Here is a 21,984-nt window from a genome sequence, read left to right as displayed (position 1 = left end):
AAGGAGGGCCCGTGGACGACCTCGAGTTTGACTCGAAAACGCCGATCTACCAACAGATCGCGCAGGACATCCGCCGCCGGATCATCCGCGGCGAGCTACAGGCAGGTGATCAGCTCATGTCCACCACGAAATACGCCACCACCTACCGGATAAACCCGGCCACGGCGAACAAGGCGTTCAACGAGCTCACGGCGGAGGGCATCATCTTCAAGCATCGCGGCATCGGAATGTTCGTCACCGCCGACGCCGCCACAATCCTTCGCTCCGGCGGCCGGCAGGCCTACGCGGCCGACCGCCTCGGTCCGGTCCTCGCCGAGGGTCTCGCCCTCGGCTTCACGCCGGAGGTCATCCGCGCATTCGTCAACGACTTCTTGGAGGAGAAATGACCACCATCCCACCCTATGAGGTCGCACTCGAGGACGTCGGCTACAGCTACTTCCGCCACCCGGCGGTGAGGGGCGTGTCGGGCACGATCGAGCGCGGCAAGATCACCGGCCTGCTCGGCCGCAACGGCTCGGGCAAGTCCACGCTGGAGATGCTGATCGCCGGCCAGCTGCGGGCCACGGGCAGGGTCACGGTTGGGGGCGAGCCCGTGTGGGACAACCCGCGCGTCATGCCGAACATCGCCCTCATCTCCGAGTCCACGTCCGTGTTCCAGGACCAGCGGCTGACGCGGACGATCGACCTGTGGGAGCGCGTGCGCCCCACGTTCAACAGCGACGTCGCCTACTCGGTGCTGGACGCGTGGGAGATCCCGCTGAAGAAGAGCCCGACCAGGCTCTCGCGCGGGCAGAAGTCGGCGTTCTTCGCGGCGCTCGGCGTCGCCTCCCGCGCCCCACTCACGATCTTCGACGAGGTCCACCTCGGCATGGACGCGGTGCTCCGGCGCGACTTCTACGACGTTCTGCTGCGGGACTTCATCGACCACCCGCGCACGATCATCATCTCCAACCATAACGTCGACGAGCTCGAGGACCTGCTGGAGAACGTGCTCATCATGGAGGAGGGTCAGCTGGTGACATCGGGCAGTGCCGACGACGTCCGGGCGGCCTACTCCACCGACCGCGTGGCATCGCTGACGGACGTGCTCGCGGCAATCAATCACAGGCGCACGGGCGCGCAGGCGCTCGCAGAGCTGGCAGGTACGGGAGAGGGGAAGGAATCATGAATCTCAATATGGGGGTGTGGACGGCGTTCATCCTGTCCGCCCTGCTGTTGGCAGGCGTCGGCTACGCGCTCTACCGGCGCGAACCTGCGGGCTCTGGGCGGCCGAGGGGCGGGGCGAAGATGGAGCTGGAGGCGCTGCACGACGCGACCTTGAGCGTCTTCATCTGCTTCGCCATGTCGGTGGCGGTGGCCTACCTTGCGCCGGAATCCGTGGACATCCAGCTGTTTGTTTCCGACGACCTGTTCGGGCTCATTCAGTCCGCGGGCAGGGAGATGACGGCCTGGAACTCGGCGGCCGGCGGGATCACGCTGAGCGTTATCCTGGCCTTCGCGATGGGGTGCATCGGCGCCGCGCTGAGCCGCACGCTGCTGGGTGCGGGGATGCCCCGGCGGCAGATCTTTTCCCGGCTGAGCGCGCTCGGCTTAACGTTCACGGCCACGTTCACCGCGCTGGCTACGATCATGTGGGGGCTGGCGGCGCTGGTGGAGAGGCCGGTTCTCACGGGCGTGGGGCCCGCGAGCCTGGCGCTCATCCCGGTTATGTTCCTACTGGCCTACCTGGGCGGGCTCTTCGTGGCGGCGCTGTTCGTGCGCTTTGTCTGGTGGGTGGTGTTCGCCGGGGTAGCGGTGGCCTACGCGGCGGCGACTCTCATTTCCTACATCTTCCCCATGATGCCCTCCCTGAGGTTCTGGCCCTCGGTCAACGTCGGCCCCAGCGGGGCGCCGATGTTGGCACTCGCCGCGGCCGCCGCGCTGTGGGGAATGACCTGGCTGCTCTATCGCCGGTTGCCGATGAGCCGGGGTTAGGACACCGAAAGCAAGCCTGGCTCCAAGAAACAAGTGGGCCGGCCCCGCGTCGGGGCCGGCCCACCTCAGTTCACGGCGTCTAAATCACTCCATCGAGCAACTTGGTGTGATCGCCGAACCGGTGATTTGTGGCGGCAACCGCCTGCTCAAGGAAGAACGGGCGCAGTTCCACCCGACCATTGCCCGTGACGGGCTCAGCGTAAATCGCCACGTCCACCGAGCCACCCACGGCTTCGGCCACCGCGCGGGCGTCGTCGCCGACGTAGCGGATCTTGTGCGCGCCAGACTTGGGCAGGTCGGAGAGCCACTGGGCGGGCGATGCCACGCTGACCGTGGCGCCCGCGGCGCGGAAGGCCTGGGCCACGGTGTCGCGCAGGTCGTCGCCCACGCTCAGCTCCACCGACGTCTTGCCCGTGAGCGCGCCGGCCACCATCGGGGCGACCTTCCACCACTGCTCCGGATCCTCCAGGCGCACCATCACCGACGTGGGCCGGTAGCGGAACACGTTCTTCTCAACGCCCAGCGCCGACACGTCGCGCGCCGACAGGTAGTGTTCCTTGAGTGCCGCCTCCACGCTACGCAGCGCGGCACGGTACTGGCCGGCGTCGTCCTTCGGCAGCTTGTCGGCCAGGGCGTCGAACTCGCCCAGGGTGGGGTAGGACAGCGTCGCGAACGACTCCGGCACCGCCACCTCCACCGGCTCCGCGTGCGACATGCCGATGAGGTGGTTGGGGCCGCCCGCCTTCGAACCAGTGCCCACCTGCGAGCGCTTCCAGCCGCCGAACGGCTGACGACGCACGATCGCGCCCGTCGTGCCACGGTTAACGTAGACGTTGCCCGCCTCCACCTTCGACAGCCACAGCTTGATCTCGTCCGGGTCGAGCGAGTGCAGGCCGGCCGTGAGACCGAACTCCACCGCGTTCTGCAGCCGGATCGCTTCCTCCAGGGTCTCGGCGCGCATGATGCCCAACACCGGGCCGAAATACTCGGTCATGTGAGCGTCCTGGCCGGGGGTGACGCCGTCGCGAATACCGGGCGACCAGAGGCGGCCCGAATCGTCCAGTTGGCGCGGCTTAAGCAGCCACGTCTGGCCCGGCTCCAGCTCGGTCAGGCCGCGCTTGAGCTTGCCGGCCGCCGGCTCAATGATCGGGCCCATCTCCGCCGACGGGTTGGTCGGCCAGTCCACCACTAGCGACTCTGCCGCGTCGACCACCTGGTTAATGAAGCGCTCCGACTTGCCCATCGCCCCCACAAGGATCGCAATCGACGCCGCCGAACACTTCTGGCCCGCGTGCCCGAACGCGGACTGGACCAGGTCCTTCGCCGCGAGGTCGATGTCGGCCTGCGGGGTGACGATAATGGCGTTCTTGCCCGAGGTCTCGGCAAAGACCGCCAGGTCCGGCTCCCAGGAGCGGAACAGCTTCGCAGTCTCGATCGAGCCGGTCAAAATCACCTGGTCCGAGCCGGTGACGAGCGCCTCGCCCACCTCGGCCATCTCATCCGGGTGGATATCGACCAGACGCAGGGCTTCCTTCGACACCCCGGCATCCCACAGGGCTTGGGCGATGACGGCGCCACAGCGGCGAGCCTGCTCGGCCGGCTTGAAGACGACGACCGAGCCGGTGGCCAAAGGCGCCAGCGCCGAGCCAGCCGGGATCGCCAGCGGGAAATTCCACGGCGGGATCGCGGCGGTGACGGGCGCGGGGGAGAAGCGCACGCCCTCCAGCTCGTCCAGCTCCTCGGCCAGATCCGCGTAGTAGTTAGCAAAGTCGATCGCCTCGGAGACCTCTACGTCAGCCTCGCCCACGATCTTCCCACACTCCGAGGCGGCCACCTCGATCAGCTCCGCGCGGCGCTCGCCGAGCACCTGCCCAGCCCGGCGCAAGATCTTTGCGCGCTCGGCTCCGCTGAGCCCGGCCCACTCCGGAGCGGCCTTACGTGCCTCGGCCACGATCTGCTCCATCTCGGCAACCGTGCGCACCCGCGCGTCGTCGGCGCCCTGCACGCCCAGCTCCGAATCGCCCATCTTCGCAAAAATCTGGTTCGCCCACTCGATATTGGCGGGAAGCGACGGGTCCGAATCCGGGGTGTTACGGAATGAAGTGAGCAGATCGACGTCGTCGGTCAGCCTGTTCTGGTGCCGGTTCGGCCCGAAGGAAAGCGTGGGCACCTCGTTGAGCGGGCCCATGGCCTCCGCCAGGTCCGCCTCCGGGAACGCGGCCACGACGCCGGTGGCGAAGCGATTGCGCTCGCGGGCGAAGACGGAGTCGTTATCAGCGATCTCGAAAACGCCGGACATGAAGTTTTCGTGTGCCGCGGACTCCTCGAGGCGGCGGACGAGGTAGGAGATGGCGACGTCGTAGTTCGCCGGATCCACCACGGGCACGTAGTACAGGATCCGGCCCACGTCCTCGCGGATGGCTAGCGCCTGGTTGGTGGCCATGCCCTTGAGCATCTCCACCTCGAAGCCTTCCGTGACTCCGCGCGCCTTGGCGAGGTTGAGGCCAAAGCCGAGGGTGAAGAGGTTCTGGCCGGCGATGCCCAGGTTAACGTTCGAAATGTGCTCCGGGCGCAACGCGTACTCGAGGATGCGCATGTAGTTCGCGTCCGTGGCGGCCTTCGACGGCTGGACGGCAAGCGGCCAGCCGTGCATGAGCGCGTCCACCTGCTCCATCGGCAGGTTCGCGCCCTTGACCAGGCGCACCTTCACCGGCGCGCCCCCGTCCGCCACGCGCTGGGCGGCCCACTCCTGCAAACGCTCCATCGCGGGCAGGGCGTCGGGCAGGTAGGCCTGCAACACGATGCCGGCGCGCAGGTTATTAAACTCCTCGCGGTCGAGGATACCGGTGAAGACGTCGATGGTGAGGTGGAGGTCGTGGTACTCCTCCATGTCCAAATTGACGAACTTGCCACCTTTGTTCGCCACCCGGTACAGCGGTAGCAACGCCTCAATCGCCTGGTCCACCGCCTTCTGGTAGCCCCACGGGTTGTGAACGCCGAGCACCGAGGAGACCTTGATCGACACGTAGTCCACGAAGTCGTACTCGAGCAGCTCCGTGACCGCCGCCAGGCGACGCGCCGCCTCCTTGCGCCCCAGCACGGCCTCGCCCAGCAGGTTGAGGTTGAGGCGCGAACCGTCGGCCCGCAGCTTCTTCACCGCCGGGCCGAGCTTCTTCGGCGTCGTGTCCAGCACAAGGTTACCCACCAGCATGCGGAACACGCGGAAAGCCGCTTCCGTGATGAACGTGGGGGAGGCCGGGGCCAGCACGCCACCCACCTTTGCGGGAAGTGACAGGTAGGCGGGCAGGAAGCTGGCCGGCTTCTTCGCCAGCTTGTTGAGGTTGGCTGCCCGGGTCTTCGGATCCTCGGGGCGGATCACGCCGTCGACGAATTGCACCGTGAAGTCGAGCCCGCCCTCACCCTTGAGGACCTGGGACAGCAACTTGCCCGCGCGATCCTCGGGGAAGGAGGCCGAACGCTTGGCCCAAGTCTTCGCCTGGTCAATAGCTGCGTGTGCCACCTGAGAAAAATCGACGTCATTCTTGACTGTTGCCACTGATTATCTCCATCTTTGCAGTCGTGGGGCCGACGAGGGCCAGGTGCCCTCATTGTAAATCGGCAACGGGATCCTAGCTACCGAAATAGTGGTCATTTTTCGGAATTCTCTTTACATCGAAATTTTTTCGGGTATTGTCACTTTCAATCGCCCGTGTTGCATGGCGCACATGCAACCGGCACACCTACCAGCACAAGGGAGAAATTGATGAGCGATACCGCATGGCAGATCCTCACGATGATCTTGTACTTCCTCCTCATGATCGGTATCGGACTGTGGGCCTACCGCAAGACCTCCGATGTCGACGACTACATGCTCGGCGGACGCCAGCTCAACCCAGCGGTTGCTGCCCTGTCCGCCGGCGCCTCCGACATGTCCGGCTGGCTCCTCATGGGCCTGCCCGGCGCGCTCTACCTGTCCGGAGTTTTCGAATTCTGGATCGCGATTGGCCTGACGGCCGGCGCCTGGCTGAACTGGAAGTTCGTGGCCCCGCGCCTGCGCTCCTACACCGAGGTATCGAACAACTCGATCACCGTCCCGTCCTTCCTTGACTCGCGCCTGCGCGATTCCACGCACAGCCTGCGCATCGTGTCGGGCTTCATCATCCTGTTCTACTTCACGTTCTACGTCTCCTCCGGCATGGTGGCCGGTGGCACTTTCTTCGAGGGCGCGTTCGGCGTGGACTACAAGCTGGGCATGGTTATCATCGCCGCCATCACGGTGTTCTACACGCTGGTGGGCGGCTTCCTAGCGGTGTCCTACACCGACGCCGTCCAGGGCACCATCATGCTCCTCGCCCTCGTGCTGGTCCCCGTGGCCGGCGTCATCTATGTGGGCGGCTTCGACATCGTCCTCGACACCACGCGCTCGATCGACCCGGAACTGCTCAACCCGCTGAAGAACGTGACCGCGATCGGCCTCATCTCGGCCGTCGCCTGGGGTTTGGGATATGTGGGTCAGCCCCACATCATCGTCCGCTTCATGGCGCTGCGTAGCCCGAAGGAGGCCCCCGCGGCCCGCCGCATCGGCATCGGCTGGATGTTGCTCGCCGTGTTCGGCGCGCTCTTCACGGCGCTCGTGGGCGTGGCCATCTTCAAGCACGACGAGTCGCTGCTCGCCAACCCTGAGCAGGTCTTCATCGTGCTCGGCCAGCTCCTCTTCCACCCGATGATCGCCGGCTTCATGCTCGCCGCCATCCTCGCGGCCATCATGTCCACGATCTCCTCCCAGCTGCTGGTCAGCTCCTCCGCCCTCATCGAGGACGTCTACATGACGTTCACCAACCACAAGCTTTCGGCCAAGAAGGGCGTCATGCTCTCCCGCATCGCGGTGGCCGGCATCGCGGTGCTCGCCAGCGGCCTCGCCCTCAACCCGAACGACACGATCCTCAAGCTTGTGGCCTTCGCCTGGGCCGGCTTCGGCGCCTCCTTCGGCCCCACCATCATCCTCAGCCTCTACTGGCGTAAACTCACCGGCTTCGGCGCGCTGGCCGGCATGATCATGGGCGCCGTAACTGTGGCGGTGTGGGGCAACCTCGACGGCGGCCTACTCGACCTGTACGAGATCGTGCCCGGCTTCATCGTCAACCTGGTTGTCACCTACGTCATGTCGTCGCTGACCTACCGTCCGAACACCATCATCGAGAAGGAATTCGACACGGCGGTCCAGCTGTCGAAGGACTGGTCGAACCACGAGGCGCTCGCGGCCGAGGTCCGCCAGATCGTGGCGAACAACCCCGACGGCTACAAGCCGCGCTCGGCCACCCTCGTGGCCGACGACGGCAGCGAGGTCGAACTGCCCAAGTAAGCGCACACGCGCGTTAGCTCAAGGGGTGTGGCCCCGGCGAAACCGCCAGGGCCACACCCCTTTGTCCAAAAGTTTTCAAAAGCGGCGGGGGCGCGCTCGCCCCGCGCCGATCAGTTGTCGTGAAGTGTGTTGAAGTTGAACGCCGAATCCTGGATGCCTTTGATGTCCACCACGAATACCAGGACATCATCACCTTTGATGCCGGCGCGCGCGTTGCCCTGCGGACCGTAGCCCTTGAACGGGGGCACGCAGATGAGCAGACGCGATCCGACCTGCTTGCCCACGATCGCCTCGTCCCAGCCCTCGATCACCATGCCCACGCCGATCGGGAAAACGGCCTCGCCCTCACGGTAATACGAGGAGTCAAAAATCGGGCCGTCCCAGATCTGGCCGTGGTAGTCGACCTCGATCTCGTCACCCGCATGCACGACGCGGCCGGTGCCCTCCTCCAAGACCTTGACGCGCAGGCCCTTCGGCGCCTGCGCGCCCTCGGGGAACGTGAGCTCGGGGATCTGGCCGAACGAGCCCGACACTTCAGGGTAGATGATGTCCATGACAGCCTTTCAACAGTAAACAGAGCCGAGCCCAGTCTACCGTGTCGGTGCCCCGGGCAAGGCCCACAGCCCCTCGTGCCCCGAGCCCCTAGAGCCCGGCCAGCGGCCCGGCGCCCGGCATCGGGCAGGCCATCCCCGTCTTGGCGTGGCAACGGTAGCCGTTCGGCACCTTGATGAGGTATTGCTGGTGGTCTTCCTCGGCGGAGAAGTAGCCCGTGGTATCCGCGGCGTCCACAATCTCCGTCACGATCGGGCTTTGGCCCGCATCACCCAGCACGCGGTCGTAAGCGGCACGCGAGTCGAGGGCGAGGCGCGACTGCTCGGGCGTCGTCGTGAAAATCGCCGAACGATACTGGGTGCCCACGTCGTTACCTTGGGCGTTGAGCGAGGTCGGGTCGTGGCACTCCCAGAACGTCTTGAGAATGAGCGGCAGCGCCTCCGCGCCAGAATAGACCACGCGGACGGTTTCGGTATGCCCGGTGAGCCCGGTGCAGACCTCACCGTACGTGGGGTTGGGCGTGAAGCCGCCCATGAAGCCCACCGATGTGGTGACCACGCCGGGCAGGTCCCACATGATCTCCTCCACGCCCCAGTAGCAGCCGGCGGCGAGGAATATTTCGAACTGGCCGTGGGCCGCGGGCGCGAGGATATCCGTGCCTAGCTTCAGGTGCCGGGCGGGGTTGACCAGGATCGGCTCGGCCCGCCCGGGCAGCGCGGCCTCGGGCGACACCATCGTGGGGGTGGGGCGGCGAATGAACACTAGTTGGCCTCGATCGACAGGATATCGACAGTGAATTCCTTGCCGTTCGGTGCGATGTAGGAGGTGGAATCGCCCACCTTCAGGCCCATGATCGCCTCGCCCAGCGGCGCGGATTCGGGATAGACGTCCACGTCCACCCAGTCCTGCGCCTGGCGGGCACCGAGCAGGAAGCGCTTCTCCTTGCCGTTGACAGTGGCCGTGATGATGAGGCCCGGGGCGACCACGCCGGTATCCTTCGAGCCCTCGCCCACCTCAGCATGCTCGAGGAGGTAGGTCAGCTCCTGGATGCGGCCCTCCATTTTGGACTGCTCCTCGCGCGCGGCATGGTAGCCGCCGTTCTCGCGCAGGTCGCCCTCCGAGCGGGCCGCCTCGATGCGCTGGGCGATTTCGGCGCGGCCGGTGGTCTTCATTTCCTCCAGCTCAGCGGACAGGCGATCGAACGACTCCTTCGACAGCCACGTGGTCTCAGCCATGAGGTTCCTCCTTATAGTGCGAGCGCTCCTGCGCGCCCCACGGCAACAAAAACATGCCCGCCATTTCGGGCATGTATCTGGCGAGAATAACACCAAGAACGTGCCCGCTTCAAGGGGCCGCGGACGTGTTTCCTCAGGGCGGAGAACCCCGCGCGCGGGCGTGTGAGAAAGTGGTTTGCGCTCGGCCCTGCTCTTGACGTTGCTCTATACTCTGCCGTGGTAACTATTGACGAGGAGGAACTGTGGCAGAACGCAGACTGATGGCAGTCCACGCCCACCCGGACGACGAATCGTCCAAGGGGGCCGGCACGATGGCCAAGTACGCCAAGCATGGCAGGGTCCGCGTCGTCACGTGTACTGGCGGCGAGCGCGGCGACATCCTCAACCCGCGCCTTTTCAACGACGCCGACCTGGCGGCCAACCTCCCGGCCGCGCGTCGCGAGGAGATGGCCCGCGCTGCCGAGGCGCTCGGGATCGAGCACGTGTGGCTGGGCTTCATCGACTCCGGCCTGCCCGAAGGTGATCCGCTCCCGGCCTTGGACCCGGGGTGCTTTGCGATGGCGCCGCTCGACGTCGTCGTTGGCGCGCTCGTCCGGCAGATCCGCGAGTTTAAACCGCAGGTGCTGCTGACCTACAACGAGAACGGCGGCTACCCGCACCCGGACCATATCCGCACGCACGTCGCCTCGATCATGGCGGTTGCCGCCGCCCACGATCCCCAGGCCTACCCTGAGGCAGGCGAGCCGTGGCAGGTGTCGAAGGTGTATTACGACGTCATGTTTAACAGGCCGCGCATCGAGGCCTTCGATTCGGCCCTGCGCGCCGCGGGTCAGGACAGCCCGTTCGAGGGGTGGCTCGCGCGCGACACGGTGGCGATCCAGCCCTCCGCCCGCGTCGACGTGGCCGACTTCTTCCCCCAGCGCGACGCCGCCCTGCTGGCCCACGCCAGCCAGATCGACCCCGACGGCTTCTTCTTCGCGATGCCCCGCGAGCTGGAGGCCAAGATCTGGCCGTGGGAAGAGTACGTGCTGGCGCTCACGACGGTCGGGCACGCGGCCGGCGTCGAGACCGACCTGTTCGAGCGGGTGCCGGGCGTGGAGCTGGTCGAGTAACGGCCCGGCGGAATTTAAGAAAACTGGACGATTCTGGGGCGATCTTCGTATATGAGCGGATGACCCCAAAATCGTCCAGTTTGTTTCAATCGGCGCCCCTACACGAAGAGCGCCAGCCACACGGCCACCGAGTGGCAGGCGTAGCCGATCACGGTGCCCGTGTGGAAGAACTCGTGGAAGCCGAACCACTTGGGCCACGGGTTCGGCCAGCGTAGCGCGTACATCACGGCGCCGATCGTGTAGGCCACGCCGCCGGCGATGAGGAGGACCACGATCGCCGCACCGCCCGTGCGCCAGAAGCTGGGCAGGAACCAGATCGCCACCCAGCCGAGGGCCACGTAGAGCGCCACAAGGAACCAGCGCGGAGCGTGCAACTTGAACACGTGGATGAGCGTGCCGACGATCGCTCCGCTCCACACGATCCCGAGCACGAGCGCGGCAGTCTTGGTGGGAAGCAGCACCACGGATAGCGGGGTGTAGGTGCCGGCGATGAGGAGGAAGATGTTGGCGTGATCGATGCGCCGCAGGATGGCGTGGACCTTCTCGCCCCAGTTTCCCAGGTGGTACAGGCCCGAATTGCCGAAGAGGAGGACGGCCGACAGGGCGAAGACCACGCACGCGAGGGTTGCGGCCGTGCCGGAGGCGAAGATGATGAGGAGGATGCCGTTGGCAAGAGCCAGGGGAGCGGTGATGGCGTGAATCCACCCGCGCACCTTCGGCTTGGGCAGGGCCGAATAGTAGGCCTTGCGCTCGGCGCGCGAGGAGGGCGCCTGTTCGACCGGGGGCACCGGAGTGGCGGGCCCGATGTCGCTGCCCGCGGGATTTGCTTGATCGATCATATCTTTACCCTAATCCTCGCACCGGGCGGAACAAAGGGTGAAGGGAATGCAGTGGCAGACCCTCGCGGCGGGAGTGCGGCTAAACTGGGAAATGTATACCGGTGGAAGGAAAGGTTGGCCCATGCGCGTCCCCGATTTTCTTTACTCGCTCTACGAGCGCCGCCTCGCGCGCGAAATCGACCCGGAGCGCCGGCCCTGCCACGTGGGCATCATCCTGGATGGCAACAGGCGCTGGGCCAAGCAGCTGGGCTCGTCGGCGTCGGCGGGGCACCGCAAGGGCGCCGACCACGTGAGCGAGGTGCTGGACTGGTGCGCGGAGGCCGGAATCCAGATCGTCACCCTGTGGATGCTGTCCACCGATAATCTCAAGCGCTCGCCCGACGAGCTCGCCCCGCTCATGGCGATCATCGCCGAGACCGTGGAAACCCTCGGCGGGCGCTGGAAGATCCGCATCATCGGCGACCTGAAGCTGGTGCCCGAGGAGTTTGCTGCCCGCCTGCGCGCCACCGAGGAACGCACCGCGGGCTCGTCGGGGATGACAGTCAACATCGCCGTCGGCTATGGCGGGCGTCACGAGATCACCGACGCCGTGCGCACCTACCTGCGTGAACGTGCCAAGGAAGGCGCCACGCTCGAGCAGGTGGCCGACGAGATCAACATCAGCACCATCACCGAGCACATGTACACCAAGGGCCAGCCAGACCCGGACCTCATTATTCGCACCTCCGGCGAACAGCGCATGAGTGGCTTCATGCTGTGGCAAACCGTCCACACCGAGCTCTACTTCTGCGAGGCCTACTGGCCCGAATTCCGCCGCACAGACCTCCTGCGCGCTCTGCGCGACTATGCCGCCCGCGAGCGGCGCATGGGCAAGTAGCTATAGGAGGTTTGCCACGACGTCGTTGAGCTCGGCCCGCGTAGGCGGGTTGGCCCCCGCACGCGACACCGTGATGCCGGCCGCGCGCGAGGCGTACTCGCCCACGGACTGCAGCATCTGGGAGGAGATCGAGGTCAGACGCGCACGGTCCTCGCCGAGTACGGAGATCCGGGCGAGGGAGTCGATGAGCGCGGCCATCATGGCATCCCCGGCGCCCACCGTGTCCACCACCTCTACCTGCGGGGCCGGGATGTGGACCGAGGTGGTGGGGGTGAAGAAGCGCGAGCCGTTCGGCCCGTCGGTGATCGCCACAAACTTCACCCCACGTTCGAACAGGTGGCTGACGAACGCCGCCGGGTCGACGTCGGGACCATAAAGCATCGCCAGGTCGTCGGTGGAGGCCTTGACGATGTCAATGTAGGGCAGCATCGCCTCCATGTCCGCCACGATCGACGCCGACGAGCCGAGGATCGACAGGCGCACGTTCGGGTCATAGGAGACGGTCGAATACGAGCTCAATAGCTCGATCCAGCGGCGCACCGTGTCCGAGCCCGGGCGCAGGTGGGCGCCGATCGAGCCGATGTGAACGTGGAGCGGCGGGTGAGCGAGCAAGGCGGCGCGCTTTTCGCCGGCCGCCGGCGGGTCCACGTACGCCGAGTGCACGTCAAAGCGGTAGGTGGCATGCCCGTGCTCGTCAAGGGACGCCATCGCGATCGACGTCGCGTCCGTGTCCACCGCCCCCGGCATGAGCGTGACGCCGGCGCTTTCCACGTAGTCGCGGATCGTATCGCCATCAAAATCATCACCAAAACGGGTGAGGAGCGTGACCCGGCGTCCCAGGCGCGCCAGGCCCACGGCCACGTTCATCGGGGAACCGCCCGGGTGGCGCGTGGTCTCAGTCGGGCCGCGCTTGACGACGTCGATGAGGGACTCACCGATCACAAGGCAGCTCATCACTCCTCCTCTTCCGGGACGGAGCTGGCAGGGGAAGAAGCGGCGGCGGTCTGGGCGGCGCGGAGGCGCTCGCGGGCGCCGTCGAGCCACGACTCGCAACGCCGGGCCAGCGCCTCACCCAGCTCCCACATCGTGAGGGCCTCCTCGAGGGGGATGTTGCCCTGTTCGAGGCGCGTGACGATCTCGACCAGCCGCGAACGGGCATCTTCGTAACTGAGCTCGGCTACCTTCTCATCGAGCTCCTGCGGGCGCGGGGCCTTTGCCATGATCATCCCTTCGTGACGTGGTCGATCGTCATGTCGAGGGTGCCGTCATGGAGCGTTGCGCGAGCCGCGGCACCTACGGCGACGCCGGCCACGCTGCCCACGAGTCCATCCTCGGTTCTAATGACAGCGTAGCCCCTCTTCAGCGTCGACAGTGGGGACAAGGTCCGCAGTCTGCCGAGCTCGGCCTCGAGCGCGGTGACGTGAGAGTCGAGGATCCGGCGGATGTGGACGTGGGACCATTCGCGCAGGTTAGCAAGGTCTTCGGCACGGTTGTCCACCATCGCCTCGGGGTGGGTGAGGGAGGGGCGGGCGCGGAGCGTGGCCAGTTCGCTCAAGGCCAAGTCAAGCAGGTGGTCCACCGCGATCCGGCCCCGGCGGACGGTGGTCGTCAGCCCCTGGCGCTCCTCACCCACATCGGGCACGATATTCTTCGCCGCATCCGTGGGAGTGGAGGCGCGGAAGTCAGCCACGAAGTCGAGCACAGGAGAGTCCGGCTCATGCCCGATTGCGGAGACGATCGGAGTGGTGGCGGAGAAAGCTGCCCGGACCAGCCGCTCGTCGGAAAACGGGAACAGATCCTCCACGGAGCCGCCTCCGCGGGCGAGGACGATGACGTCGACGTCGTTGATCGCGTCCAACTCCTGGAGCGCGGGGATCATCGCATCGACGGCGCCCGCGCCCTGCACTTGCACCTCGCGGATCTCGAAGCGCGCCGCAGCCCAGCGGCGCTGGACGTTCTCGACGACGTCGTGCATCGCCTGCGTGTTACGCCCGCAGATGAGGCCAATCTTGCGCGGAAGGAAGGGCAGGGGCTTCTTCTTCGCCGGGTCGAATAGGCCTTCGGCCGCGAGCTTGACTTTAAGCTGCTCGATGCGGGCCAGGAGGTCGCCGACGCCGACCGTGCGGATCTCGTCCACCTGCAACGACAGGGAACCGTTGCCCGTCCAAAAGTCAGGCTTGGCGGCAATGATGACGCGCGAGCCCTCGCTGATCGTGGGCGGTAAATTGTGCGACCAGATCTTGCACGTGATCGTCATCTTCTCTTCGAGGTCGGCAAGCGTAAAGAACTGGACCCGGGCGTTCGCGCGGCGATTGAGCTGGATGACTTCCCCCTCCACCCATAGACGCGACATCTTCGCCACGTACTCACCAATCTTCGCTGACAGCAGGCGCAACGGCCATGGGTGCTCGGGGCTGGTGAGATGGGCCAGCTGGGGCAGGTCGTCCGGGACTTTGATGCTCACGTGAACAGCCTACCGGTTGGGCGAGCGCGATTGCCGGGACTGGGCGCACGGTGAGGGGCGGCGGCCTGGCGGGGGCCGCGCGTCGTGGGGAAGGTGGGCGGCGTCGTCGTGCGCGCGGGCGGGCGGAACGGCGGCAATGCCGATAGGATTGCGGCGTGAATGAGATCAAGGAGCTTCCCGTCACCCTGGCCGGCGCGTCGGCCTTCCCGCAGGACATCCCGTCCGAGCCGAGCCCGGAGGGCAAGCGGATCCTGGTGGCGAGCCCGCGCGGCTATTGCGCCGGCGTGGATCGGGCGGTGGACGCGGTGGAGAAGGCGCTCGAGCTGTACGGGGCGCCGGTGTACGTGCGCAAGGAGATCGTGCACAACAAGTTCGTGGTGGAGACGCTCACGGCGCGCGGCGCGATCTTTGTGGATGAGACCGACGAGGTGCCAGAAGGCGCGCGCGTTGTCTTTTCTGCGCACGGCGTCTCGCCCGAGGTGCACAGGCAGGCCGAGAGCCGCCAGCTGCAGACCATCGACGCCACCTGCCCGCTCGTGACCAAAGTGCACAAGCAGGCTGTCCGTTTTGCCGACGACGACTACGACATCCTCCTCATCGGCCACACCGGGCATGAGGAAGTGGAGGGCACGTACGGCGAGGCGCCCTCCCACATCCAGATCGTCAACGGGATCGAAGACGTGGCGGGGGTGGAGGTGCGCGACCCGGACCGGGTGGCGTGGATCTCGCAGACCACGCTATCGGTGGACGAGACGATGGAGATCGTGCGCGCCCTGCGCGAGCGTTTCCCCAACCTCATCGACCCGCCGAGTGACAACATTTGCTACGCCACGCAGAACCGCCAGGTGGCGGTGAAGAAGATGGCGCCCGAATCTGACGTGGTCATCACCGTGGGCTCGGCGAACTCCTCGAACTCGGTGCGCCTCATGGAGGTGGCGCTCGAGGCCGGGGCCGGCGCTTCTTACCGGGTGGACAAGGCCGACGAGCTCCAGCCCGAGTGGTTCGAGGGCGCGATGACCGTGGGCGTCACCTCGGGTGCGTCCGTGCCGGAGATCCTGGTGCGCGACGTGGTCGAGGCGCTCAAGGCGCGCGGGTACACCGAGGTCATCCCCGTTACCACCGTGCAGGAGGACGTGCAGTTCTCCCTGCCGAAGAACCTGCGCGCCGACCTCAAGGCCGTGGGCGTGGAGCCCGACCGACCGCACCGGGCCCGCAGCGCCGGGGAACGCGGCCGCGTGTCGAACGCGCGGGGGACTGGCAACATCGCCGGCGCCTAGTTCATCTCACGCTCACTCTGGTATCACCCCTCCCTGTGCGACAGCTCGGGGGAGCGGAACTCCACCACCTGAGCGCTCGCATCTCGCACGGGCGGCGGCCCGTCCAGGGCGTGTGGCGCGCTCGGCTGGAGAGAGGACAGCGAGCGCGCCGAGACCAGAAGCCGCGATTCGATGGAACTCACGGCGGCGTTGTAGTGGTTGACCGACTGGCCAATGCTCTTGCCCAGCCGCTCAAGGTGGCTCACCACCACGGAGATACGTTCGACCAACGTGCGCCCGAGTTCCACGATGTCCCGCGCCTCGGCGGATGCCGCCGCCGACGTCCACACCGACGCCACCGTGCGCAGGATCGCCAGCAGTGAGGAGGGCGATGCGAGTACCACGCCCCTGCCCAGGGCGTACTCGAGCAGGGTGGGGTCGGCCTGAGTTGCCTCCGCGAGCAATGCCTCCGAGGGCAGGAACAAGATGGTGACCTGTGGGGACTCCGGGAAGTCACCCGGGTAGTTGCGCTTGATGAGCTCACCAACGTGGGCGCGCAGAGCTTTAGCGTGCTTCTGCAGCAACTCCGCCCGTTCCGGGGCGGCGGCCGGATCGTCGGCCGGGATCTCCATCGCGAGCAGGTAGGAATCCATGGGTGCCTTCGAATCGATGGCCAGGTGCCCATCGCCAGGCAGGTGGATGATCGCGTCCGGCCTGAGCGTGGAGTCCTTGCCCTTCCCGCCCGCGAAGCGCTTGGAGGCAACCTGGATGTCCACGTCCACGTGCTCGAGCATCCCGGCAGCCTCCACGATCCGCCGTAACTGGACCTCGCCCCACTGACCGCGGGCCGTGGTGGAGCGCAACGCCGCGTTGAGGGAGGCCGTGGCCGAGGACAGCTCGGCGCCGATCTGCGCCTCGCGGCGCATGTGCGTAACCATCTCCGAATGCTGGGTGACCGCCGTCGTCTCCAAGCTACGTACGTGCGCACTCACCCTGTCGAGTTGCTGAGTGATGGGGGAGAGCGCTTGGAGGATATTGGCGTCGTCGCGTGAGCGCTGGATGAGGCCCTCATTCTCCTCCAGGAGCCGCTCTGCGCGGGCGTCGGCCTGCGCCACCCGCGCCCGCAACGCCGCCACTTCTTCGGCGCACTCCGCTGTGGCATTGCCCGCCCGCGCGGATGCCGCCAGCCACCCGAGCGCCGCGCCCAGCGCCGCGGCGAGTGCCACGAATACAACAAATAGAGGTGTCGAGATCATGCCTCCACACTATCGCCGCCCTCCGACAAGTTTTTCTGCCGGGCGTCGTCTTTCTGCCGGGCGTCGTCGCGACGGGAGCTCGTGCCGCGACCGGCCGCCCGTCGTCGTCGGAGAAAGCCTGCCACTTTGGGAAAGAAACGCGCGGCAACTAGACTGGGGCCGTGAGCTTAACAATTGGTATTGCTGGACTGCCCAACGTCGGTAAGTCGACCCTCTTTAACGCCCTGACGCGCGCCAACGTGCTGGCCGCGAACTACCCGTTCGCCACGATTGAGCCGAACGTGGGCGTGGTGCCGCTGCCGGACCCGCGCCTGGAGAAGCTGGCCGAGATCTTCGGCTCGCAGAAGGTCCTGCCGGCTACGGTGTCGTTTGTGGATATCGCGGGGATCGTGCGCGGTGCGTCCGAGGGGGAGGGCCTTGGCAACCAGTTCCTCGCCAACATCCGCGAGGCCGACGCGATCTGCCAGGTCACGCGCGCGTTCGCGGACCCGGACGTCACGCACGTGGACGGCAAGGTGGACCCGAAGTCCGATATCGACACGATCACCACCGAGCTCGTCCTCGCCGACATCCAGACCCTCGAAAAGCAACTCCCGCGCCTACAGAAGGAACTGACCGGCAAGAAAATCGGCCCCGAGCACGTGCAAACCGCCAAGGACGCGCTCGAGATCCTCTACGACGGCAAAACCCTGTCCTCCGCAGGCATCCACCTCGACCAGGACATCCTCAAGTCCTTCCAGCTCATGACCACCAAGCCCTTCATCTACGTCTTCAACACCGACGACGACGGGCTGGCCAACGCCGCGATGCAGGAAGAGCTACGTCAGCTGGTGGCGCCCGCCGAGGCGATCTTCCTCGACGCCAAGTTCGAAGCCGAGCTCATCGAGCTCGAACCGGACGAGGCCCGGGAGTTGCTCGAATCCACCGGCCAGGATGAGTCCGGCCTGGACAAGCTGGCCCGGGTCGGCTTCGACACCCTTGGCCTGCAAACCTACCTCACCGCCGGCCCGAAAGAAGCCCGTGCCTGGACCATCCACAAGGGCTGGACTGCACCGCAGGCCGCCGGCGTCATCCACACCGACTTCGAGCGCGGCTTCATCAAGGCGCAGGTGGTCTCCTACGACGAGCTGGTGGAGTTCGGCTCCATGGCCGAGGCCAGGGCGCATGGGCGCGTGCGCATGGAGGGCAAGGACTACGTGATGGCCGACGGCGACGTCGTGGAGTTTCGTTTCAATGTAACCTGAGGCGCGCTAGTGTTAGCGGCATGACAACACGTGCTGCTATTTACCTCCGTATCTCGCTCGATGCTGCCATGGACGGCCTCGCCATCGACCGGCAGCGCCAGGACTGCGAAGCCCTTGCCGAGCAACGCGGCTGGGACGTCGTGCATACCTACGTCGATCAGTCGATCTCCGCGTCGAAGAAGGACGTGGACCGCCCCGACTACGACGCGATGGTGGCGTCCTTTGAGCGCGGCGAGATCGACGCGATCATTTGCTGGGACCTCGACCGCCTCACACGACAGCCCTGGCAGCTCGAAGAGTGGATCGACAGGGCAGAGGAGCAGGGGCTGAAACTCGTCACTGCGAACGGTGATGCTGACCTTGCCACCGACGGCGGCAGAATGTACGCGCGCATCAAAGCAGCCGTGGCACGCGGCGAGATCGAGCGAAAGAGCATGCGCCAGTCTCGTGCGCAACAGCAACGCGCCGAGCAGGGCCGCTGGTACTCCGGCGGTGTGCGCCCTATCGGCTACACCTCCACCGGCGAGATCATTCCATCCGAAGCCGCCGCCGTGCTCGGTATGTTCCGCGCTGTCGAGAGGGGCAACTCCATGCGCGACATTGCGCGCGCCTTATCTGGGGTCGATCAACCGGGCTTGCCGGATATCCCGACCACGCCGCGCCATATGTACACCGTGGTCACAGAGCGCAACGCTCGACGCCGCGCTGAAGGCCAGGAAGAAAAGCCGGTTCCCGACGCGCAGCCGTGGGCCTACACGTCGTTGCACTCGATCCTGCGCAACCCCGTGTATGCGGGTTACTCCACTTATAAGAAGGCCAAGCGCAAAGGCGTGAAGAACAAATACCGCCGTGTCACGCATATCGTCCGCGACCCCGATACCGGCGAGCCGGTGAAAGGGCAGTGGGAGCCGATCGTCACACCCGATCTGTGGTGGCGCGTGCAGAACGTGCTCGATGATCCCGACCGGCTGACCAACAAGGAGCGGCGTAATACTCGCCGCCATCTTGGCTCGGGTCTGTATGTCTGCGACGAGTGTGGCAATCCCGTGCGCACGCATGCCGACCGCTACCGCTGCGCCGCCTGTGGCTTAGTGCGCACGCATAGCGTCGATGATTTTGTGCTCGCCGTGATCCGCGCCCGCCTTGGTCGTGACGACCTAGCAGACCTGTTGCCGACTGCGGATGACGACGAGGTCGACGCCATCGACGACGAACTCGCTGAGCTTCGCGCAAAGCTCGCCCGCGTCCAGGCTGACTACGACGAGGAGCTTATCGAGGCCCGTGACCTCAAGCGCGCGCGAAACCGTTATGAGCCGCAGATCGAGAAACTCGAAACGCGCCGTGCCCGCCTTGCTGGCGCATCGGCGCTGCTCGACACAACCGGCTACGCCTCGCCCGTGGACGCCTTCGACAACGCAGAGCTTGCCGTGCAGCGCCGTGTCATCAACACCCTGTGCCAGGTGCGCCTGCGCCGTGGCGTGCGCGGAAGCAAGACCTTTAACCCCGAATCAGTCCAGATCGTGTGGAACTAGGTTGCAGTGTGTGACACGTCAACAATCGCGCGCATGTGCTGCGACGCGCGACGCTCCTACGAAGGAACGCCACGGAGCCGGCAGTTCGGGGGAGATCTGCCTTCGTGTATCGGGGGTGACACTGCTCAACCGTGGCGTTCGGGGAAAGTATTACACGACTGTTTCCACCCCGCATGTCGAGCGCCGAAAGCAAGAACCCGGGTTGTACGGTAGCGGTAATTTGCGTTTTTGTTACACGCCGCGTTTCACGCAACGATCCCGGGCGGCTTCGCATCCTGCCATGTGTACATCGTTACATCTCAGGGGCGAGATGTGGAGGATCGGCCAGACTTGGATAGGGAGTGCCCGCATGGCAAACGAGCGGATTACAGAAGACTTAGTCGATGAAAAGCTCCGCAACCTCGGATATTACGAGGATGCAGAGAAGATCATCGTTGAGAAGCAGCAATCCGCCATTGAGCTGGTTCGCAAGTCTTTGTCGAAGGCGTCGAAAACTGGCGGCGGCGGTGGTGGTTTCCCGGAGTTCATCATCACTGCCCCCGACACCCCCGACATGATCGTGGTTATCGAGTGCAAGGCAGAGACACGTTGGCACGAGTCGGAAAATCGTGATCGCCCTAAAGACTTCGCGGTTGACGGTGTTCTGCACTACGCAAGTTTTCTGACACACAAATACACCGTGATCTCGATTGCAGTCTCGGGCACGCCTGCACATAGTGAATGGTCCTTCTTTGTCACCACCAAAGGAGAGAAGGAAGCACGCCCGCTTAAGGCCCCGAGCGGTGCAGCGATTACCGAACTTGTCAGCCTTGATGACCTCATTACCGCCGCATCGTTCGATCCTTCTGTTCAGGCAAAGCGAACAAAAGACCTCATTTCGTTCTCTCAGGAAATGCACGCTTTCATGAGGGATGAAGCGGAGCTAGAAGAGAAAGAGAAGCCTCTCGCCGTCGCGGGTAGCCTAATCGCGCTCAACGACCCTGTCTTTGCAAAGACCTACGAAGCATATGGTGCGAAAGACTTGCCCGACTTCTGGATGCAAACGATCCAGAAAGTCATCGGGTCTGCGCAAATCCCGTTCGCCAAGATAACGAACATGACCCAGCCGTTTACTGGCATCCAAGTGCACCCAGAGCTGGGTAAAGCTACCAAAGCCTATCCGCAGGGCTTGTTACACGAAATCGTGACCCTGCTTGCGGAGAAGGTGCTGCCCTTTATCACCGTTTATCACGACTTCGACGTTGTGGGAGCTTTCTACGGTGAGTTCCTGAAGTACACAGGCGGTGACGGCAAAGGGTTGGGGATTGTACTCACGCCGAAGCACATCACTGAGCTGTTTAGCCTGCTTGCCAACGTCGATAAGGACAGCATCGTGCTTGACACCTGCGCTGGTACTGGAGGCTTCCTAATCTCGGCAATGAACCAGATGGTCCGTACTGCGATCACGCAAGACGAGATTGAGTCGATCAAGAAAAACCAACTGATCGGCGTCGAACAAAACCCGAGCATGTACGCCCTAGCGGCTTCAAACATGATCCTGCGCGGTGACGGGAAGGCCAACCTCTACCAAGGGTCTTGTTTTGACACCGCCATCACCAAAGGCGTCAAGTCCCACAAAGCGACAGTTGGTTTGATTAACCCGCCTTACGCCAAAACTAAGGAAGACCTGCACGAGCTGCGATTCGTGGAACACATGCTTGATTGTCTCACTCCCGGGGCGATCGGTATTGCCATTGTCCCTATCTCGTGCGCAACTGCGCCTAGCATCCGCAAGCGCAGCTGAGGTTACCCTCGTTTAGTGGACACCCGACTTGTACGGATGTTGTGTCCGTAGGAGAGGATGTTCATTGTGAGTCAACAACGCAAGAAGTACACGCCGGAGTACCGGCGTGAAGCTGCGAATCTCGTGATTGAGTCGCAGCGTCCGATTGCTCATGTGGCCCGAGAGATCGGTGTCGCCCCGGGGCTTTTGGGCAAGTGGGTCAAAGATGAAAAACAGCGCCGAGGTTCCAGCGATGGATTAAGCGAGACAGATCTTCGCGCTGAGGTTGCTCGTCTGCGTCGTGAGCTGGCAGAGGCCAGGCTAGACAATGAGTTCTTGTCAAAAGCGACAGCCTTCTTCGCCGCGAAGCAACGCGAACAGAAAAGTTCGAACTAATGCGACAGGAGAAGGCGAACTACAGCATCAACCGCATGGCACGCTTGTTAAAAGTGTCACGGTCCGGGTACTATAAATGGGTCAATAAGCAGGAACAACGGTTATCCGGAAACGATGATCGGG

General features: G+C 64.9%; 20 protein-coding genes. 11 read left to right on the top strand and 9 right to left on the bottom strand.

Annotation, left to right across the window (positions count from 1 at the left end; translation table 11 throughout):
• Positions 1-11: 11 nt before the first annotated feature.
• Genes HMPREF3167_RS04270 through HMPREF3167_RS04260 form a run of 3 tightly spaced genes read left to right on the top strand, consistent with a single transcriptional unit; the run spans position 12 to position 1,974 of the window.
• On the top strand, positions 12-386 hold the full coding sequence (locus HMPREF3167_RS04270; protein WP_246825736.1) for a GntR family transcriptional regulator: 375 nt from the start codon (positions 12-14) through the stop codon (positions 384-386).
• The gene (locus HMPREF3167_RS04265; RefSeq protein ID WP_070445675.1) at positions 383-1,168 is read left to right on the top strand and encodes an ATP-binding cassette domain-containing protein; all 786 of its coding nucleotides are present in this window, start codon (positions 383-385) and stop codon (positions 1,166-1,168) included. Before HMPREF3167_RS04270 ends, HMPREF3167_RS04265 begins: the two co-directional genes overlap by 4 nt.
• On the top strand, positions 1,165-1,974 hold the full coding sequence (locus tag HMPREF3167_RS04260) for a hypothetical protein (RefSeq protein ID WP_070445673.1): 810 nt from the start codon (positions 1,165-1,167) through the stop codon (positions 1,972-1,974). Before HMPREF3167_RS04265 ends, HMPREF3167_RS04260 begins: the two co-directional genes overlap by 4 nt.
• A 79-nt stretch (positions 1,975-2,053) precedes the next feature.
• On the opposite strand, the gene HMPREF3167_RS04255 is transcribed toward HMPREF3167_RS04260, so the two are convergent.
• Positions 2,054-5,530 carry a proline dehydrogenase family protein gene (locus HMPREF3167_RS04255; RefSeq protein ID WP_070445670.1) on the bottom strand — a complete coding sequence of 1,159 codons (3,477 nt, stop codon included), beginning with the start codon at positions 5,528-5,530 and terminating at the stop codon, positions 2,054-2,056.
• A gap of 207 nt (positions 5,531-5,737) precedes the next feature.
• On the opposite strand from HMPREF3167_RS04255, the gene putP reads away from it, so the two are divergent.
• Positions 5,738-7,336 (top strand): sodium/proline symporter PutP, encoded by a 1,599-nt coding sequence (gene putP / locus HMPREF3167_RS04250; protein WP_070445667.1) that lies wholly within the window; start codon positions 5,738-5,740, stop codon positions 7,334-7,336.
• A gap of 110 nt (positions 7,337-7,446) precedes the next feature.
• On the opposite strand, the gene HMPREF3167_RS04245 is transcribed toward putP, so the two are convergent.
• The 3 genes from HMPREF3167_RS04245 to greA all read right to left on the bottom strand — a co-directional run bounded on the left by HMPREF3167_RS04245 (position 7,447) and on the right by greA (position 9,123).
• The gene (locus HMPREF3167_RS04245; RefSeq protein ID WP_068538766.1) at positions 7,447-7,890 is read right to left on the bottom strand and encodes an FKBP-type peptidyl-prolyl cis-trans isomerase; all 444 of its coding nucleotides are present in this window, start codon (positions 7,888-7,890) and stop codon (positions 7,447-7,449) included.
• Positions 7,891-7,978: 88 nt separating this feature from the next.
• Positions 7,979-8,623 carry a peptide-methionine (S)-S-oxide reductase MsrA gene (gene msrA / locus HMPREF3167_RS04240; RefSeq protein ID WP_068538848.1) on the bottom strand — a complete coding sequence of 215 codons (645 nt, stop codon included), beginning with the start codon at positions 8,621-8,623 and terminating at the stop codon, positions 7,979-7,981.
• Between the two features lie 26 nt (positions 8,624-8,649).
• Entirely contained in the window at positions 8,650-9,123 is a 474-nt protein-coding gene (greA, locus tag HMPREF3167_RS04235) for a transcription elongation factor GreA (protein ID WP_062614016.1), read from the bottom strand.
• A gap of 242 nt (positions 9,124-9,365) precedes the next feature.
• Between greA and mca the strand changes: the two genes are divergently transcribed.
• Complete coding sequence (mca, locus tag HMPREF3167_RS04230) at positions 9,366-10,235, top strand: mycothiol conjugate amidase Mca (protein ID WP_068538767.1); 870 nt, start codon at positions 9,366-9,368, stop codon at positions 10,233-10,235.
• 98 nt (positions 10,236-10,333) lie between these two features.
• On the opposite strand, the gene HMPREF3167_RS04225 is transcribed toward mca, so the two are convergent.
• Positions 10,334-11,074 carry a PAQR family membrane homeostasis protein TrhA gene (locus HMPREF3167_RS04225; RefSeq protein ID WP_083200572.1) on the bottom strand — a complete coding sequence of 247 codons (741 nt, stop codon included), beginning with the start codon at positions 11,072-11,074 and terminating at the stop codon, positions 10,334-10,336.
• Positions 11,075-11,195: 121 nt separating this feature from the next.
• On the opposite strand from HMPREF3167_RS04225, the gene HMPREF3167_RS04220 reads away from it, so the two are divergent.
• Positions 11,196-11,951 (top strand): isoprenyl transferase, encoded by a 756-nt coding sequence (locus HMPREF3167_RS04220; protein ID WP_070445664.1) that lies wholly within the window; start codon positions 11,196-11,198, stop codon positions 11,949-11,951.
• Here the strand turns inward: HMPREF3167_RS04220 and HMPREF3167_RS04215 are convergent, their stop codons facing one another.
• Genes HMPREF3167_RS04215 through xseA form a run of 3 tightly spaced genes read right to left on the bottom strand, consistent with a single transcriptional unit; the run spans position 11,952 to position 14,415 of the window.
• Positions 11,952-12,905 (bottom strand): carbohydrate kinase family protein, encoded by a 954-nt coding sequence (locus HMPREF3167_RS04215; RefSeq protein ID WP_068538768.1) that lies wholly within the window; start codon positions 12,903-12,905, stop codon positions 11,952-11,954.
• Positions 12,905-13,171: an exodeoxyribonuclease VII small subunit gene (locus HMPREF3167_RS04210; protein WP_070445755.1), complete on the bottom strand. Its 267-nt coding sequence runs from the start codon at positions 13,169-13,171 to the stop codon at positions 12,905-12,907. Before HMPREF3167_RS04210 ends, HMPREF3167_RS04215 begins: the two co-directional genes overlap by 1 nt.
• 2 nt (positions 13,172-13,173) lie before the next feature.
• Complete coding sequence (gene xseA / locus HMPREF3167_RS04205) at positions 13,174-14,415, bottom strand: exodeoxyribonuclease VII large subunit (RefSeq protein ID WP_070445663.1); 1,242 nt, start codon at positions 14,413-14,415, stop codon at positions 13,174-13,176.
• A 215-nt stretch (positions 14,416-14,630) separates the two neighbouring features.
• Here xseA and HMPREF3167_RS04200 point away from each other — a divergent pair, with 215 nt between their 5' ends.
• Positions 14,631-15,692: a 4-hydroxy-3-methylbut-2-enyl diphosphate reductase gene (locus HMPREF3167_RS04200; protein ID WP_236698692.1), complete on the top strand. Its 1,062-nt coding sequence runs from the start codon at positions 14,631-14,633 to the stop codon at positions 15,690-15,692.
• 23 nt (positions 15,693-15,715) lie between these two features.
• Here the strand turns inward: HMPREF3167_RS04200 and HMPREF3167_RS04195 are convergent, their stop codons facing one another.
• Entirely contained in the window at positions 15,716-16,927 is a 1,212-nt protein-coding gene (locus HMPREF3167_RS04195; protein ID WP_070445662.1) for a DNA recombination protein RmuC, read from the bottom strand.
• 161 nt (positions 16,928-17,088) lie between these two features.
• On the opposite strand from HMPREF3167_RS04195, the gene ychF reads away from it, so the two are divergent.
• The 4 genes from ychF to HMPREF3167_RS04175 all read left to right on the top strand — a co-directional run bounded on the left by ychF (position 17,089) and on the right by HMPREF3167_RS04175 (position 21,861).
• A complete protein-coding gene (gene ychF / locus HMPREF3167_RS04190) occupies positions 17,089-18,171 on the top strand; it encodes a redox-regulated ATPase YchF (protein WP_070445661.1) in 1,083 nt (360 codons plus the stop codon).
• A gap of 20 nt (positions 18,172-18,191) precedes the next feature.
• Positions 18,192-19,703 carry a recombinase family protein gene (locus HMPREF3167_RS04185; protein ID WP_058237073.1) on the top strand — a complete coding sequence of 504 codons (1,512 nt, stop codon included), beginning with the start codon at positions 18,192-18,194 and terminating at the stop codon, positions 19,701-19,703.
• Positions 19,704-20,052: 349 nt separating this feature from the next.
• Entirely contained in the window at positions 20,053-21,486 is a 1,434-nt protein-coding gene (locus HMPREF3167_RS04180) for an HsdM family class I SAM-dependent methyltransferase (RefSeq protein ID WP_083281072.1), read from the top strand.
• Between the two features lie 57 nt (positions 21,487-21,543).
• Positions 21,544-21,861, top strand: a complete 318-nt coding sequence (locus tag HMPREF3167_RS04175) for a transposase (protein WP_068539526.1) — start codon at positions 21,544-21,546, stop codon at positions 21,859-21,861.
• Positions 21,862-21,984: the final 123 nt, after the last annotated feature.

Origin of the sequence: Trueperella sp. HMSC08B05 (assembly GCF_001808405.1) — a bacterium.
In the GTDB taxonomy this organism is placed as follows: domain Bacteria; phylum Actinomycetota; class Actinomycetes; order Actinomycetales; family Actinomycetaceae; genus Trueperella; species Trueperella bernardiae.
Note: the sequence above shows the minus strand (reverse complement) of the source record. Positions and strands in the feature narration are given on the sequence as shown.

Coding starts and splice junctions, on each gene's coding strand:
- HMPREF3167_RS04265 (WP_070445675.1), top strand. CDS start 383: ATGACCACCATCCCACCCTATGAGGTCGCACTCGAGGACGTCGGCTAC.
- HMPREF3167_RS04260 (WP_070445673.1), top strand. CDS start 1,165: ATGAATCTCAATATGGGGGTGTGGACGGCGTTCATCCTGTCCGCCCTG.
- putP (WP_070445667.1), top strand. CDS start 5,738: ATGAGCGATACCGCATGGCAGATCCTCACGATGATCTTGTACTTCCTC.
- HMPREF3167_RS04245 (WP_068538766.1), bottom strand. CDS start 7,890: ATGGACATCATCTACCCTGAAGTGTCGGGCTCGTTCGGCCAGATCCCC.
- msrA (WP_068538848.1), bottom strand. CDS start 8,623: ATGGTGTCGCCCGAGGCCGCGCTGCCCGGGCGGGCCGAGCCGATCCTG.
- greA (WP_062614016.1), bottom strand. CDS start 9,123: ATGGCTGAGACCACGTGGCTGTCGAAGGAGTCGTTCGATCGCCTGTCC.
- HMPREF3167_RS04225 (WP_083200572.1), bottom strand. CDS start 11,074: ATGATCGATCAAGCAAATCCCGCGGGCAGCGACATCGGGCCCGCCACT.
- HMPREF3167_RS04220 (WP_070445664.1), top strand. CDS start 11,196: ATGCGCGTCCCCGATTTTCTTTACTCGCTCTACGAGCGCCGCCTCGCG.
- HMPREF3167_RS04215 (WP_068538768.1), bottom strand. CDS start 12,905: ATGAGCTGCCTTGTGATCGGTGAGTCCCTCATCGACGTCGTCAAGCGC.
- HMPREF3167_RS04210 (WP_070445755.1), bottom strand. CDS start 13,171: ATGGCAAAGGCCCCGCGCCCGCAGGAGCTCGATGAGAAGGTAGCCGAG.
- HMPREF3167_RS04195 (WP_070445662.1), bottom strand. CDS start 16,927: ATGATCTCGACACCTCTATTTGTTGTATTCGTGGCACTCGCCGCGGCG.
- HMPREF3167_RS04185 (WP_058237073.1), top strand. CDS start 18,192: ATGACAACACGTGCTGCTATTTACCTCCGTATCTCGCTCGATGCTGCC.
- HMPREF3167_RS04180 (WP_083281072.1), top strand. CDS start 20,053: ATGGCAAACGAGCGGATTACAGAAGACTTAGTCGATGAAAAGCTCCGC.
- HMPREF3167_RS04175 (WP_068539526.1), top strand. CDS start 21,544: ATGTTCATTGTGAGTCAACAACGCAAGAAGTACACGCCGGAGTACCGG.